Genomic DNA, 15,564 nt, shown 5'->3' with positions numbered 1-15,564 from the left:
TCGGGTCAGTTCTTGCCGTTCTCCATTTTGCTCTCCTTGAAGACGTCCGGAATGCCGTCGCCGTCGCTGTCCTTGAGTTCCAGCGCCTGGATCTTCCGGTAATGCTTGTTCCGGATCCGCAGGATGGTAGTGGCCAGCAGGGCTGAGGTGAGCGATCCGGTGAGGATCGCGACCTTGGCGTCATCGTTGTAGACCGAATCGCCGAAGGCCAGCTCGCCGATCAGCAGCGACACGGTGAAGCCGATACCGGCCAACAGCGCCACGCCGATGACGTCCGTCCAGGAGAGGCCTTCATCGAGCGTAGCCCGGCTGACGTTGGTGACCAGGAAGGTACCGCCGACGATGCCGATGGCCTTGCCGAGGATCAGGCCCGCGATGACTCCGATCGCCACGGGATCATTGAGCGCGGAGATGAAGCCGGTGATGCCGCCGATGGCTACGCCGGCGGAGAAGAAAGCGAAGATCGGCACGGCCACACCGGCGGATATCGGCCGCAGGACGTGCTCTAAGTGCTCTGCCATGCCGGGGCCGTTCTCCGGGGTGCGATCCTTACGCAGCACCGGTACGGCGAAGGCCAGGAGCACGCCGGCAACGGTCGCGTGCACGCCTGATTCATGGACCAGCACCCAGGTGATGAAGGCAAGGGGCAGTAAGAGGTGCCACTTGCTGATGCGTTTCTGCACGAGCCAGGTGAAGATGGCCAGTGGAATCAGAGCGAAAGCCAAGTACTGCGGCTGCACGCCGTCGGCGTAGAAGATGGCGATGATCGTGATCGCAAGCAGGTCATCGACCACGGCGAGGGTTAGCAGGAAGGTACGCAGCGCGGAGGGCAGATGGGTGCTGATCACGGCCAGCACCGCGAGCGCGAAAGCGATATCGGTAGCGGTCGGGATGGCCCAGCCGCGAAGGGTGGTCGGGCTGTTCAGGTTGACCAGCACGTAGATCAGCGCCGGCACGACGACGCCGCTGATAGCCGCGGTGATGGGCACGATGGCCCGGTCGAAGCGGCGCAGATCACCCGCGATGAATTCTCTTTTGAGCTCCAGACCGACGACGAAGAAGAAGATCGCCAGAAGTCCGTCCTGCGCCCAGGCACCTAGGCTCAGATCGAGTTTCAGGCCGAAGGGCTGGAAACCGACTTTCAGTTCGCGGAATGCGAAGTAGCTTTCCGCGGCACCGGAGTTCGCCCAGATCAGCGCCGCGACAGTGCCGAGGAGCAGCAGAGCGCCGCCGACAGTCTCCTTGCGTAGAATGGCACTGATCCGCAAATGCTCCGGATAGCTGCCGCGGCTGAAGATCTTTCGTACTGGCGAAGGCGTGGTCACAGGTCAGTCCTAATGTAAGGGGACAGTTTCTTCTTTAAGGCTGGGTGAACGTCAGCCGACCAGACTTCCCAGCACACCGCGTTCCAGTTTACGATGCATGCCGCTGAGGGAAAACTCCTGTGACCTTATGCATTCAATTCAACAGAGTGCGGATTCCGATGACGGCGGTCGCCAAGCCGAGGATCATCGAGGTGGAGACCAGCATCAGATGCACCGTTAGGAAGCGGGTGGGCCGGCCCTCTTCATCCCGAGCCCGGGGATCTTTGAGGACTCGTCGCAGAAAAGGTGGCCAGACGATGAGCGACCAGACTCCGGCGAGAATCAGTACCAGGCTGAGGGCTAAGGGCAAGCTCATGCGATGTCCTCCAAAGTTTTACGCGCTTCACTGATCTGTAGCCGCAGCGCCTCGGTCAGAGCGGGCTCGGCGGCCGCGGCGATTCTCTCTCCTAGGAAAGGGATGCTGCAACTGACGGTACCCGCTACTTCGACCCGGGTAGCGGATTGTGTGGCTGAATCGGCTGAAGCGGCTGAAGCGGTGTCCGGCAGCAGCCGCTGCGTCGCCACGATCTCCACCGGCGCCCCGGAGACGCTCGCGTGGATGCTGACCTCTCGGGACTCATCCGCCCCTGGGGCTGCCCATGTCTCGTTCTGCTGGATGCTGAGTCTGGCTCCGGCGAACTTCTGCACGAGCTCCGACAACTCGCTGGTCGGGAAGGAACGCGTGATGCCAAGCTCGAAAGCGCCTTCCGGATCACCGGTGAGGGTGAAGGAATCCAGCGACCCACCAGTGGCTTCGCTGACCCGCCGGATGAACTCTTCGCTGCGCAGCAGCTCGGTCACGCGTGCAACGGGAGCTGGCAACGACTCTGCTGAGTTCAAGGGCATCTCTTCCTCGATCCTTGCTGGTGCAGTTTCCGGCTTCCATCTTAGGCGAAATTACCTGGCGGATCCCCGGGCACCCGATAGCATGGAACCTCCACCCGGATCTCGAAGATTCCGGACTATTGTGCTGTCACCTGCACTGTTATCAGAACATCCACATCTGGAGCTGCTCATGGGATTGAACGGACTGCGGCAGGCCCTCGGCGCTGACCCTGCTTTTGCTAGACTCCGCTCTTTGAGCGAAGTCGAGCCCAGCCGACGGGGTAGCGAGCAGGATGAAGGATTGCAGATCGGCGCTCCGGATGGCCTGCGGCCGGCGCTGCTCGCCGAGATCGCGGATGGTCTGGCTGCCGCCCAGGACTCTGTTGGCCAGGCTGCAGGGTGCGGGCCGGGCGTGCTCCTGGCGGTGACCGCGACCGGGCGCGAAAGCGAAGACCTCGTGGCTGCGCTGCGCGCTTATCTGCCCGCCGCCGCGGTTGCTGAGTTCCCCAGCTGGGAAACCCTCCCGCATGAGAGGCTCTCGCCACGTTCGGACACTGTAGGGCGGCGGCTGGCGGTGCTGCGTAGACTCCGCAGCGCCGGGGCCGCTGAGGTTCCGGTCCAGGAGCGGCTACGAGTTGTCGTCGCTCCTGTGCGCGCCGTCCTGCAGCCACTGGCAGCAGGTCTCGCCGAGTTGCCCACGGTGGAACTTGACGTTGGGCAGTTCGTATCCTTCGACCAGGTCATCCAGGATCTCTCGGATGCCGCCTATTCCCGAGTGGATATGGTGAGCCGCCGTGGCGAGTTTGCGGTGCGTGGGGGCATTATCGATGTTTTCCCGGCGACTGAGGATCATCCCATCCGGGTGGACTTCTTCGGCGATGAAGTCGAATCGATGCGTTGGTTCTCCGTTGCGGACCAGCGCACCTTGGCATCGGTTTCCGATGAGCTCACGCAGCCTCAGCAACTCACCGCCGAGCCCTGCCGGGAGCTGCTGATCACGCAGACGGTCCAGGATCGCGCAGCCACACTGGTTCCGAGCTTTCCCGCTGCCGCTGACATGCTGGAGAAGGTCTCCCAGGGTCTCGCGGTAGAAGGCATGGAATCACTGACTCCGGTGCTCGTGGACCGAATGGTGCCGCTGGTCTCCGAGTTCCCTGCCGGATCGATCGCAGTGTTGTTGGAACCCGAGAGAATTCGGGGCCGGGCCCACGATCTGGAAACCACCAATGAAGAATTCCTGACCGCAGCCTGGAGCAATGCTTCCGAAGGTGGTTCAGTGCCTCTCGATGTCTCCGGTGTGCTTGCCTCAGCGAATTTCGCCTCACTGGGGCAGACCCGCTCCGCCGCGAAAGACGCCGGAATGTCCTGGTGGGCGATCTCCGCTCTGAACAGCGCTGGTGCCGGCAGTGATGCCGAACCGGCAGTGCAGCTGGCGGAGCACGATGTGCTGCAGATCCCGGCGCGCCCGCCCCACGGTTATCAGGGCAATGTCGCCGAGATGCTGGAATTCCTCGGCGCGCGGCTGCGCGGTACCGGAACCGGAACGGGCCTCGCCGAAGAGCAGCAGGGCGATCCCTGGCGGATCGTCGTCGTCACCGAAGGCCCGGGCCCGGCGCAGCGGCTGGCCGAACTGTTCCATGAAGCGGATATCCCGGCGGTGCGCATCGAATCCTTGGACGAGCTTCCGCAACCGGGGCTGATCGAGATCACCACCGCGTCCGCCGGGCGCGGTTTCGTGATCGAGGGGCTCCGCCTGGGGCTGCTCACAGAAGCGGATCTGCTGGGCCGTACCAGCATCGCCGGGGCCAGAGGGCCGCGGAAGATGCCCGCCAAACGCCGGAATGCGGTGGATCCCCTGCAACTGCGCGCCGGTGATTACGTGGTGCACGAGCAGCACGGCATCGGCCGTTTCGTCGAGCTCATCCAGCGCCGGATTCCCGGCACTCAGGGCAGCCGAGAGTATCTGGTGCTGGAGTACGCCCCGGCCAAGCGCGGAGCGCCGGGGGACCGGCTCTTCGTCCCGACAGATCAGCTGGATCAGGTCAGCGCGTATGTCGGCGGTGAAGCTCCGGCGCTATCGAAGATGGGCGGCTCCGACTGGGCCTCCACGAAGAGCAAGGCGCGCCGCGCGGTGCGGGAGATTGCCGGGGAGCTGATCCGACTGTACTCGGCCAGAATGGCCTCCAAGGGGTACGCCTACGGGCCGGACACCCCGTGGCAGCGCGAGCTGGAAGAAGCCTTCCCGTATATCGAGACTCCGGATCAGCTCACCACCGTCAACGAGGTCAAGGCCGATATGGAGCGCGAAGTCCCCATGGACCGCCTGATCTCCGGTGATGTCGGCTACGGCAAAACGGAGATCGCGGTCCGTGCGGCGTTCAAAGCGGTTCAGGACGGCAAGCAGGTCGCCGTGCTCGTGCCGACGACGCTGCTCGTGCAGCAGCACCATGAGACGTTCTCGGACCGCTTCTCCGGTTTCCCGGTACGCGTGCGCTCGCTTTCCCGTTTCCAGAGTGCCAAAGAGGCGCAGGAGACCCTCGACGGTCTGGCCGGCGGCACCGTGGACGTGGTCATCGGCACGCACCGGCTGCTCTCCGGTTCCGTCCAGTTCAAGGACCTGGGCCTGGTGATCATCGATGAGGAGCAGCGCTTCGGCGTCGAGCACAAAGAGCAGTTGAAGAAGCTACGCACCAATGTGGATGTGCTCGCGATGAGCGCCACACCGATTCCGCGGACCCTCGAGATGTCGCTCACCGGAATCCGCGAGACCTCGACCTTGGCCACCCCGCCGGAGGAGCGGCATCCGGTGCTCACCTATGTCGGACCGTTCACCGATCAGCAGGTGACCGCTGCGATCCGGCGCGAGCTCATGCGCGAAGGGCAGGTCTTCTTCGTGCACAACCGGGTGGCTTCCATTGAGCGGACCGCAGCGCATATCCAGCAGCTCATCCCGGAGGCGCGGGTCGCCGTGGCGCACGGCCAGATGGGTGAATCCCGGCTCGAACAGATCATCGTCGACTTCTGGGAGCGGCGCTTCGATGTGCTCGTGTGCACCACCATCATCGAAACCGGCCTGGATATCGCCAACGCCAACACGCTCATCGTGGATCGGGCGGATCATTACGGGCTCTCGCAGCTGCATCAGTTGCGCGGCCGGGTGGGCCGCGGCCGGGAGCGCGCTTACGCCTACTTCCTCTACCCCGCGGAGAAGCCGCTTGGCGAAGTGGCGCTGGAGCGGCTCAAGGCGGTCGCCACGCATAATGAACTCGGCGCGGGTATGCAGCTGGCCATGAAGGATCTGGAGATACGCGGTGCCGGGAACCTGCTGGGCGGCGAGCAGTCCGGGCATATCGCCGGGGTGGGCTTCGATCTGTACTTGCGGCTCGTGGGCGAGGCAGTCGCCGAATTCCGTGGTGAGGGCGAAGAGAAGCTCGCGGAGATGAAGATCGAGCTCCCGGTGAACGCGCACCTGCCGCACGACTATGTTCCGGGGGAGCGGCTGCGGCTGGAGGCCTACCGGAAACTCGCCGCTGCCAGCAGCGATGCTGATATCGAAGGCGTTGTGGAGGAGCTCACCGATCGTTACGGTGCGCCGCCGGAGCCGGTGCTCAATCTCATCGCGGTGGCCAGATTCCGCATCGCCGTCCGCCAGGCGAGCCTGAGCGAAGTCGGTGTGCAGGGGAACTTCGTGAAATTCGCGCCGGCGGATCTACCGGAGTCCAGGCAGCTGCGGCTGAAACGGATGTACCCCGGGTCGCTGCTGAAGCCCGCCCTGGAGCAGATCCTGATCCCGAAACCCAAAACCGCCCGCATCGGCGGCAAGGATCTGAGCGATGAGGCGATCCTGGAGTGGGCCGCCCAGGTGCTCACCGCGATCTTCGGCCCCGAATAACCCGAATAACTAGAGGCTGATCCGGCCCGCTCAGCTGTTCGATGGTTAGTCGAGCGGGTCGAAGTCCAGGCCCAGTACCGCGTTCTCCACGACTTCGGTGAGCGCGGGATGGATCCAGTACTGCCCCCGGGCGAAGACCCGCAGATCCGTGCTGAAACTCATCGCCTGGATCAGCGGCTGGATCAGTATGGATGCCTCCGGCCCGATGATATGCGCCCCCAGGAGCCTGCCCGTGGCTTTCTCCGCGATGACCTTCGCGACGGATTCAGTATCCTCCATGGCCCAGCCATAGGCGGTATCGCCGTAGCTCTGCACGTATTCGGTGATCTCGATGCCGTTCTCCGCAGCGTAGGTCTCGGCCTCCGGGGAGGTCATACCGAGCATCGCGATCTGCGGATGAGTGAAGACCGCGGCCGGTACCGGTGGCAGGGAGCGGGAGTGCAGAACCGCTTCCAGCTGTTCCGGATGCGTCATATTGTGGGCGACGACCCTCGCCTCGTGATTGGCCACATGCTTGAGCTGATAGTCGTTGGTGATGTCTCCCAGCGCCCAGACGCCGGGCACCGGCTTACCGTCTTTAAGCACCTGCTGATACTGATTGACCATCAGGGCTCCACTGGGCCGGGTATCGAAATCGGCGCCCAGAGCCGCGGTCGATGCCTTGCGGCCGATAGCGATCAGGACCAGGTCGAATTCTTCGGCGAAGCCGTTATTAGCGAAAACCCTCACGGTTCCCGGCCCGGCGGCTTCGATGCGATCGGCGGAGGTCTCCGGCAGCAGCCGCCACTGCTTCGCGGCCGCCGCGGTGAACTTCTGCGAGATCAGTGGATCAGCCGATTCCAAGAGCTGCGGGGAGCGGATGAGCTGGGTGACCTCGCTGCCGAAGCCGCTGAAGATCGCCGCGAATTCGGCGGCTATAGCCCCGCCGCCGATCACCAGCATGCGCTGCGGCAAGGCGTCGATGCGCATCACCGTCTCCGATGTGTGCACTTGGGGCAGATCGGCACCCGGAATATCGAGCAGTACGGGATGGGATCCGGCGGCGATCACGATCTGCCCGCCTTCGAGCACCCGGCCGCTGCTGGTGACCAGGGTTCTCGGCCCGGTGAACCGCACGGTCTCTTCGATGAGTGTTACGGCCGGATCCTCTGCGCGGTAATTCCGGCCGCTGCTGGAGATCGGGTCGATTCGGCCGAAGATGCGATCCCGGATCTGCTGCCAGCGCACCCCGTTCAGTTCAGTGTCCACGCCCAGCGGTGGTGCTTCCACTGCGGCGCTGCGTGCCAGCCCCGCAGGGTAGACGAACATCTTGGTGGGAATGCAGCCTGCGTTCAGGCAGGTGCCGCCGAAGGTCCCGGCGTCAATGATGGCAGCGGTTCTACTGCGCCCTTGTCCCGACTCCTGGCTCAGCCACTTCCGAGTGATCAGGGTGTTGCCGGAGCCCGAGCCGATGACGATGAGATCGAACCGCTCTGCTGTCATCGGTGTTTAGTGCCCTTGGTTGGGCTTGCGGTGATCGGTATCGACCATTTCCGCACCGGTGTCGCTGCGTCCCATGATGCCCAAGGGCACCCAAAAGGAAATCGTGATGAGCACGAGGCTGACGATGAAAGGCCAGATATTGTCGAGGCTGGCGTAGGAGAGTACGTAGACACCGCCCAGGAAGAACGCGAAGAAGATCACGAACAGTACCAGGGATTTCGCGGTGCTGTTTTGGTTGAGGTGATTCAGATCGCCGGGCTCTGCATCCTGCTGTGCCATATCTGCCTGTCTCCTCGTGTTCTGCCAGTTTCTCGTCAAGATTCTACCGGGTGCTTCGGGGTTCAGTAGCCACTGCCATGAGCTGCCGAGTCGGTGACGATCGCTACTCCGGAACTCGCCCCGATGCGATTCGCCCCGGCTGCGATCATCGCCTCAGCATCTTCCCTGCTACGAATACCGCCGGAAGCTTTCACACCGAGTTGCGGACCCACGGTGCGGCGCATCAGAGCCACGTCTTCGGCGGTGGCCCCGCCGCCGTTGAAGCCGGTGGAAGTCTTCACGAAATCCGCACCGGCGGCTACTGCAGCCTGGCAGGCGAAGATCTTCTGCGTTTCATCGAGCAGGCTGGTTTCGATGATGACCTTGAGAATCGCTCCGCCTTCATGGGCTGCCTCGGCCACCGCGGAGATATCGGCGATCAACGCATCCCGATCACCGGCCCGGGTCGCGGCGATATCGATCACCATATCGATCTCATCGGCGCCGTCGAGGACTGCGCCCCGGGTTTCGAAGACCTTGGCCCCGCTGGGCGTCGCGCCGAGTGGGAAGCCCACTACCGAACAGGTCTTCACAGGGCTGTTTCGCAATGCATTGTGCACGGTCTTTACCCAGATCGGATTGACGCAGACCGCGGCGAAGCCGTACTCGGCGGCTTCGGCGCAGATCCGCAGCACATCTGCCTCGGCGGCTTCCGGCTTCAGCAGGGTGTGGTCGATATAACCGGCCAGATCGGCGGCTTCAGATGTGGATTGAGGTTGAACCGTATCGCTCATCGCAGTGTTCCCCATCTCCGGGTTGTTATCCGTCGTCGGACGCCCCAGTATTTCCAGTAGTTCCGCGCGCAGTCCGTCCAGAGCCTGGCGGGCTGTTGCCCTGGCTTCGGGAAGATCATCGGCCGCTGCGACCGGTGTGATCACCTCCAAGTAGCACTTGAGCTTGGGTTCGGTTCCGCTGGGCCGGACGATGACCCGGCTGCCTGCCTCGGTTTCATAGAGCAGGCCGTCAGTGCCGGGAAGCCGGTAGGTTTCCGTTTCCAGCCCCTGGGCGAGGTCTATGCTCTGGCGTACCGGTGATCCGCCGAGGCTCTGCGGAGGCTCTTGCCGGAGCCGCTCCATCATCTCGGTCAGCGAACTGAGCGAAGCCACGCGCAGGCTCAGCTGATCGGTTTCGTGGAGGCCGTGCGCCACCGCCAGATCATCCAGGAGCTGGGGTAGCGTCCGCCCGGAGGCCTTGGCGTCGGCGGCCAGTTCCGCGAGTAGCAGCGCCGCGGAGATGCCGTCCTTATCGCGGACCAAAGCCGGCGCCACGCAGTAGCCCAGGGCTTCTTCGTAGCCGTAATCCAGCCCAGGCACTCGGGCGATCCACTTGAAGCCCGTGAGCGTCGGGAGGTAGCTGCCCCCGGCGGCCTCAGCGATCTTGGCGAGCATCCGGGAGGAGACGATGGAGCTGGCGAAGACCGGGGCCTGCGCTGCCCCCGCCGCTGCCTCCGGGGATCCGTTGCTGACCCGGCTCAGCCGGTCGAGGATATGGGCGCCGAGCAGCGCTCCGACCTCATCGCCGCTGAGCATCCGCCAGTTCCGCCCATCGGGCACCGCGACCGCGACCCGGTCCGCATCCGGGTCATTGGCGATGACCAGATCCGCTCCGGTCTCGGCCGCGGCCTGCAAGGCCAGGTCAAGCGCTCCGGGTTCTTCCGGATTGGGGAAGGCCACGGTGGGAAAAGCCGGATCCGGCATGCGCTGCGCGGTCACGGGGGTGAGTTCTTCGAAGCCCCCTGCGGTGAGGACGGATTCCAGGGTCTCTGCGCCGACCCCGTGCAATGCCGTGGTGACGATCCGCAACTGCCGGGCGGGGAAGTGTTCCGGGCGCAGCAGCTCGATGAGCCCCTGACGGTAGCCGGAGATGATCTCTTCCGGGACGGTCTGCCACCCGTTTTCAGCGAGCTGGATCTCCGCTAACGGCTGTGCCGCAACCCGGGCGATCTGCTCTGCGATCTCATCATCGTAGGGCGGGACAATCTGGGCCCCGCGTCCGGCTTCTTCTGCCGCATCCAGGGCCCGGCCGCCCAGGTAGACCTTGTAGCCGTTGTCCTGGGCGGGGTTGTGGCTGGCGGTCACCATGACACCGGCTTCGCAGCCGAGCGCGCGAACCGCGAACGCCAGCACCGGGGTGGGCAGAGGCGCCGGCAGCACGAAGGTTTCCAGCCCGGCCGCGGTGAAGATCGCGGCGCTTTCGGCGGCGAAGACGTCAGAGTAGCGGCGCGCATCGAAGCCGATCACGATGCGCGGTCGGTACCCCGTCTCCGCGCGATCTGCCTGATCCAGGAGGAAAGCTGCCAGCCCGGCCGCGGTCTGGCGGACCACCACGCGGTTCATCCGTCGCGGGCCGGCACCCAAGGCGCCGCGCAGGCCAGCCGTGCCGAACTCGAGCCGGCTGTCGAAAGCGTCCTTGATCTCCGCCCAGGCCTGTTGAGCCAGAGCGGGGTCCGCATCGGCGATGCTGAGGGCCTCGATCATGCCGTGCAGCTCTTCGGCCATCGCTTGGTCCGGGTCGTTCTCAGCCCACACCTGGGCCTGGCGCACCAGTTCGGTGTCCACAGTTTCCATCACAGCAGCCTAACGTCAGCTTCTTAATCTGGGCGAAGTAGAACTAGAAGTAGAAAAAGCCAGAGCGGAACCAGTACTCAGAGCCGGCCGATGACCTCTGCCAGCAGCGCGGAGATCCGAGGGCCGGCGTCTCGCCCTGCTTCGATGACCTCGTCATGGCTCAGCGGGGTGGCGGAGATCCCTGCGGCCAGGTTCGTGACCAGGGAGATTCCGAAGACTTCCATCCCGGCGTGCCGGGCGGCGATCGCCTCCAGCGCTGTGGACATACCCACTAAATCGGCCCCGATCCGCTGCGCATACTGGACCTCTGCCGGGGTTTCGTAATGCGGCCCGGTGAACTGCGCATAGACGCCTTCGGCCAGACCCGGATCGATCTCCCGGGCCAGCTGACGCAGCCGGGGCGAGTAGAGGTCGGTCAGATCGACGAAGGTGGCTCCTTCGAGCGGGGACGTCGCGGTGAGATTGATGTGATCCGAGATCAGCACCGGAGTTCCCGGCGCCCACTCCGGATTGAGCCCGCCGCAGCCGTTGGTCAGGATCAGGGTCTTCGCCCCGGCGGCGGCAGCAGTGCGCACGCCGTGCACTACCGCGCGGACGCCCTTGCCTTCGTAATAGTGGGTGCGGGCGCCGAGAACCAGGGCGTGCTTCCCACCGGGGGTGCGGATGGAGCGCAGCGTGCCGGAGTGCCCGGGGACGCCGGAAGCGGAGAAGCCGGGGACCTCGCTGGCATCCAGTACCGCGGTGGTCTCACCGATGAGATCGGCGGCACCGCCCCAGCCCGAGCCCAGGACCAGGGCGATATCGTGGCTGGGCACGCCGGTGCGGTCCGCGATGACGCGTGCGGCCTCGGTGGCCAGCGCTTCGGGGTCCACGATGCAGGCGGTTCGGGCCGCGGCCGTTGATGCCGCGTCCGTCGGTGCGGAGCCCATTGATTCAACGTTCATTGGTTCAGCGTTTTTTGGATCAGCAGAGTTCACGGGCTAAATCTACTTGTTTTCGGTCCGGTTTTTCTCCGGGCGCTCCGCAGTATCGCCTGCTGAGGTTTGGCCGCCATCTGGGCTTGGCTTGGCTCGGCCTGGAGGATGGTCCAGAATGGGGAGCGTGACGGACTCTGCATCCAGTGCTATCGCAAGCCCATCCCTGATGATCCTGGGCGGCGGCCCGGGCGGTTACGAATCGGCGATGGTTGCCGCTTCCCTCGGTGCCAAGGTCACCGTGGTGGAACGCGCGGGCCTCGGCGGTTCCGCGGTGCTCACCGATGTGGTGCCCTCTAAAACCCTGATCGCGACGGCGGATGTGATGAATCGCTTCGAGGCGGCCACCGACCTGGGCGTGCACTTCGAAGTGGGGGCAGAATCACCTCAGGACGTGGATGCCGATGCGGTTCCGCTCATGCGCGCGGACCTCAAGCAGGTCAACAGCAGGCTGCTCGGCCTGGCCCAAGAGCAGTCCGCGGATATCCGTGCCGCACTCGTGCAGAGCGGAGTCCGGCTGGTCTCCGGTGAAGGCCGACTCATTGATCAACACACCGTGGAAGTCACTTCGGCGAACAGCAGTGGTGAGATCCGGACCGAGCAGATCCGGGCGGATGCGATCCTGCTGGCAGTCGGTGCGCATCCGCGGGAACTGCCCACGCCCAAGCCGGATGGCGAGCGGATTCTGAACTGGGCCCAGATCTACAACCTCACCGAGCTGCCCGAAGAATTGATCGTGGTGGGCTCTGGGGTGACCGGAGCGGAATTCGCCTCGGCCTACACCGGGCTAGGCTCCAAGGTAACGCTCATCTCCTCGAGGGATCAGGTGCTGCCCGGTGAGGATAAGGACGCTGCCGAAGTCTTGGAGCAGGTCTTCGAACGGCGCGGTATGACCGTGCTCTCCCGCTCCCGGGCGGAGTCGGTGGAGCGCATCGCTGATGGCGACGGTGTTGTGGTCACCCTGTCCGATGGCAGGAAGATCGAGGGCACACACTGCCTGGTCTGCGTCGGATCGATCCCGAATACCGAGGGGATCGGCTTGGAAGAGGTCGGGGTGGTGAGGACCGAAGGCGGCTACATCAAGGTCGATGCTGTCTCACGCACCTCGGTGCCGCATATCTACGCTGCGGGGGACTGCACCGGAGTGCTGCCCCTGGCATCGGTCGCTGCAATGCAGGGCCGGATCGCCATAGCCCACCTGCTGGGGGATAGTGTCCGCCCGCTCAAGCTGAACCAGGTAGCCTCCAATATCTTCACCTCGCCGGAGATCGCCACAGTGGGCGTCTCCGAGGCGGATCTCGCCTCCGGCCGCTATCAGGGCGATGTGGTCAAGCTGTCCCTGCACACCAACGCCCGGGCCAAAATGCGCAATGCCCAAGACGGCTTCGTCAAGATCATCGCCCGTAAAGGCTCCGGCACGGTGATCGGCGGCGTGGTGGTCGGGGCGAATGCCTCGGAGCTGATCTTCCCGATCGCGCTCGCGGTCACCCAGAAACTGCATGTGGACGACGTCGCCTCCACCTTCACCGTCTACCCCTCGCTCTCCGGTTCCATCTCCGAAGCCGCCCGCCGGCTGCACGTGCGGATGTGAGCCCGGCCGCTGACTAACGAGTCACCGGCTACTGACTCTTGACCTTAATATCAGCTTCTGGGTAAGCTCTCATCTAATTAATAATAAGTTTTTATTATTAGATGAGAGTCGGCTTGCAGGCTACAGCGTCGTGGCAAGAGGGGCGGATGGCGAACTTACGCATCGAGCGGGATGCTTTCGATGCCGCCAGTCAGGCCACGCGGCAAGCCGGTGAGCCCCTCGGTGGGCTCAAGATCATCGTGCACGGTGACCTCGGCGGCGAGTCGCTCAGAAGGGCCGCTGATGAGGCGGCGTCGGTGTGGGCGAACACGGGGCGTGCGCTGGCCGAAGCCGTGATCATCGATGGGCAGCAGCTCATCGAGGTTGTACAAGCTTTTACCCGGGCCGATGATGGCCTGGCAGCTCTTGCCGCGGACGCAGGGGGTAACTGATTATGGGGCGTCCATGGGATTGGTCATTGCTCGGTGGCACGGACCCGGCTCCGGGTGATCTTGACGATGTTTTCAGGGCTCAGCGTGCCTGGGCGCAGAATGTCTCCTTGCTCGACGAGGCCGCGCAGCTCTTGCGAGGCCCCGATATCTCCGGGGAGGGTGCCACCGTTGATGCTGCGCGGGAGTTGTTGAGCCGGGATATTGCTCTGGTAGAGCTGTATCGAGGAGACTGCGTCTCCTGCGCAGAGGGGCTGGCTGGCTGGCTGGGTCAATAGCCTTGGTGACTTCCAGGGTGAGGCGGACCGGCTGCATGCGCAAGCGATGCAAGCACAGGATGAACTGGATACCGCCCGGCAACAGTTGCGGCGGGTCCAGGAAGAAGCCATCGATGCCAGTGGAGAAGGCGCGCCACTGATCGGCCTCGCGCTCCGGGCAACTCTTGCCGTGGCACCCGGGGTGGTGGATAACGCGTTTCTGGAGACCAGGTTCTACGCCGCCATCGACGAGGCGCAGAACCTGCTGGAAGCGCTCAGACGGCGCGCTGATGATCTCCGTGAACGGTACCGGGCGGAATCCGACCGGGTTGCCGCTCAGTTAGTGATCACTCCGGCCTCTGATGCGCTGGCGAAGGCGGGGCTGGAAGGTGATATTCCCGTCGGTGCCGGCTCCCTGGCGGCCCTGCTGGCCCCGAGTGCGGGAGCGAAGCTCGATGCCCTGGTCAAGCTCCGGGACCGCATCGACGCGGGCGATGACTTTGCTCGAGCGGAGTATCTGAGCGCCTTGAGCGCGCTCAGCCCTGCCCGGCTCGCGCTGTATCAAATGCGAAACCAGGGCCAGGCGCGCAACCCGCTGGCCGTTGCGAGGACCGCCGAAGAAGTGGCTTGGGTGCGTTCCTGGTGGCAAAGATTGGGGGTGCAGGAGCAGGGCGCGCTGATCCTGATGGTTCCCGGGATCATCGGCAACCTCAATGGCATCAGTTACCGGCAGCGCGCTCAGGCTAATCGGATCAATATGGAGAACATCCTTGCTGATCCGAAGACTAGCGACGATGTGCGGACGGCGCTCGGGGCGGTGCGTAATAAGCCTCAGGATCGCGACGGCAAACTCCTGTCGGATCGTGCGCTTATTTCACTCGATCTCCAGTGGGGCGGAAAGCCGTTAGGTGCTATTGCAATTGGTGATATGGATACCGCGATCAATGTCACTTGGAATATCCCGGGGATGGGGACGACATTGGCTGATGGCATCGACTCCTGGACTGATTCTGCTCTCGATCTTTATGAGGCACAGGTATATGCCGGTCAAATCTTGAATAAGGCAGATGGAAATTTGGCGGTGGTTTCCTGGATCGGTTATGAAACTCCGGATAAGCCGGGAAGTTTGGGAACCCTTGATGTGGGCTTGACCGATCAAGCTCGGGCCGGGGGCGACCGTCTTGCCGCGGCTCTGGATGGTTTCCGGGATACGCGTTCTGGTGGTTCGGCGCCACTGCCCAGCGTCAATCTGCTCGCTCATTCATACGGCACTATGGCAAGTGCTGATGCATTGATGAAAGTCCGGTACTCCGTAGATACCGTAACGTTCTTCGGCTCGGCGGGTATTGATTCGAATCAGATTGAGAACGCCGCTGCACTCAAGGTGGCTAAAACGCCGGAAGGCTCTCCCGCGGTGTATGTCACCCAGGCCAGTGCGGATCGAGTCGCCCCACTTGGCGTCGGTACCGCTGGTGCTCTCAGCATATTTCCGGGTCTTGGCGGGTACCGTCGCCATTCTCCTTCAGATGATTGGTTCGGTGGGATCAATTTCTCTTCTGAGGGCGGCTTGGATCCGCAGACCGGAGAGTACTTGAAACCTACGAACGGGCAGGGTCTGTCCCGGGTTTGGTTGACAGTTGGGGTTTGGGGTGATCAGGCCGCTTTCGCGTCCGTGTAGATCGTCTCAAACTCTACGGGAGTGAGTTTGCCGAGGCCGCGTTGCCGGCGTCTTCGGTTGTACTTCGTTTCGATCCAGGAAACGATCGCGAGGCGGAGGTCAGCGCGAGTGTTCCAGCATCTCGTGTTGAGCACGTTCTTCTGAAGCAGGCTGAAGAAACTCTCCATGCTCGCGTTATCGCCAGCTCC

At 63.8% G+C, this 15,564-nt stretch carries 12 protein-coding genes and 2 pseudogenes; 5 read left to right on the top strand and 9 right to left on the bottom strand.

The window, feature by feature from the left end; genetic code table 11:
• Positions 1-5: 5 nt before the first annotated feature.
• The 3 genes from nhaA to C501_RS0106770 form a co-directional block, all read right to left on the bottom strand.
• Entirely contained in the window at positions 6-1,325 is a 1,320-nt protein-coding gene (gene nhaA / locus C501_RS0106780; protein WP_018134875.1) for a Na+/H+ antiporter NhaA, read from the bottom strand.
• Between the two features lie 133 nt (positions 1,326-1,458).
• A complete protein-coding gene (locus C501_RS0106775) occupies positions 1,459-1,680 on the bottom strand; it encodes an SCO4848 family membrane protein (RefSeq protein ID WP_018134874.1) in 222 nt (73 codons plus the stop codon).
• Positions 1,677-2,210 (bottom strand): DUF2505 domain-containing protein, encoded by a 534-nt coding sequence (locus tag C501_RS0106770; protein ID WP_026174696.1) that lies wholly within the window; start codon positions 2,208-2,210, stop codon positions 1,677-1,679. Before C501_RS0106770 ends, C501_RS0106775 begins: the two co-directional genes overlap by 4 nt.
• 169 nt (positions 2,211-2,379) lie before the next feature.
• Here C501_RS0106770 and mfd point away from each other — a divergent pair, with 169 nt between their 5' ends.
• Entirely contained in the window at positions 2,380-6,081 is a 3,702-nt protein-coding gene (gene mfd / locus C501_RS0106765) for a transcription-repair coupling factor (RefSeq protein WP_018134872.1), read from the top strand.
• A 45-nt stretch (positions 6,082-6,126) separates the two neighbouring features.
• Here mfd and C501_RS0106760 read toward each other — a convergent pair whose 3' ends face one another.
• The 5 genes and pseudogenes from C501_RS0106760 to C501_RS0106745 all read right to left on the bottom strand — a co-directional run bounded on the left by C501_RS0106760 (position 6,127) and on the right by C501_RS0106745 (position 11,377).
• The gene (locus tag C501_RS0106760) at positions 6,127-7,563 is read right to left on the bottom strand and encodes a mycothione reductase (protein WP_018134871.1); all 1,437 of its coding nucleotides are present in this window, start codon (positions 7,561-7,563) and stop codon (positions 6,127-6,129) included.
• 6 nt (positions 7,564-7,569) lie between these two features.
• On the bottom strand, positions 7,570-7,842 hold the full coding sequence (locus tag C501_RS12740) for a hypothetical protein (RefSeq protein ID WP_018134870.1): 273 nt from the start codon (positions 7,840-7,842) through the stop codon (positions 7,570-7,572).
• 62 nt (positions 7,843-7,904) lie between these two features.
• Positions 7,905-8,558: pseudogene (gene deoC / locus C501_RS14750) on the bottom strand (deoxyribose-phosphate aldolase); the annotation flags it as partial.
• Positions 8,559-8,657: 99 nt separating this feature from the next.
• Positions 8,658-10,448 (bottom strand): annotated as a pseudogene (locus C501_RS12735) (phospho-sugar mutase); the annotation flags it as partial.
• Between the two features lie 77 nt (positions 10,449-10,525).
• The gene (locus C501_RS0106745) at positions 10,526-11,377 is read right to left on the bottom strand and encodes a purine-nucleoside phosphorylase (protein WP_018134868.1); all 852 of its coding nucleotides are present in this window, start codon (positions 11,375-11,377) and stop codon (positions 10,526-10,528) included.
• A gap of 214 nt (positions 11,378-11,591) precedes the next feature.
• Here C501_RS0106745 and C501_RS0106740 point away from each other — a divergent pair, with 214 nt between their 5' ends.
• The 4 genes from C501_RS0106740 to C501_RS0106725 all read left to right on the top strand — a co-directional run bounded on the left by C501_RS0106740 (position 11,592) and on the right by C501_RS0106725 (position 15,376).
• A complete protein-coding gene (locus tag C501_RS0106740) occupies positions 11,592-13,013 on the top strand; it encodes an NAD(P)H-quinone dehydrogenase (RefSeq protein WP_018134867.1) in 1,422 nt (473 codons plus the stop codon).
• 146 nt (positions 13,014-13,159) lie between these two features.
• Positions 13,160-13,444: a hypothetical protein gene (locus tag C501_RS0106735; protein ID WP_018134866.1), complete on the top strand. Its 285-nt coding sequence runs from the start codon at positions 13,160-13,162 to the stop codon at positions 13,442-13,444.
• Positions 13,445-13,446: 2 nt separating this feature from the next.
• Positions 13,447-13,719 (top strand): hypothetical protein, encoded by a 273-nt coding sequence (locus tag C501_RS0106730; RefSeq protein ID WP_043568476.1) that lies wholly within the window; start codon positions 13,447-13,449, stop codon positions 13,717-13,719.
• A 46-nt stretch (positions 13,720-13,765) separates the two neighbouring features.
• Positions 13,766-15,376 (top strand): alpha/beta hydrolase, encoded by a 1,611-nt coding sequence (locus C501_RS0106725; RefSeq protein WP_018134864.1) that lies wholly within the window; start codon positions 13,766-13,768, stop codon positions 15,374-15,376.
• Here C501_RS0106725 and C501_RS0106720 read toward each other — a convergent pair.
• Positions 15,352-15,564, bottom strand: a 213-nt coding sequence (locus C501_RS0106720; RefSeq protein ID WP_018134863.1) for an integrase core domain-containing protein, incomplete at its 5' end; no start/stop codon positions are given. The two genes, C501_RS0106725 and C501_RS0106720, sit on opposite strands and share 25 nt — an antisense overlap.

This window comes from Acaricomes phytoseiuli DSM 14247 (assembly GCF_000376245.1).
Taxonomy (GTDB): domain Bacteria; phylum Actinomycetota; class Actinomycetes; order Actinomycetales; family Micrococcaceae; genus Renibacterium; species Renibacterium phytoseiuli.
The sequence above is the reverse complement of the archived record's forward strand: the minus strand, read 5'-3'. Positions and strand labels throughout refer to the sequence as shown.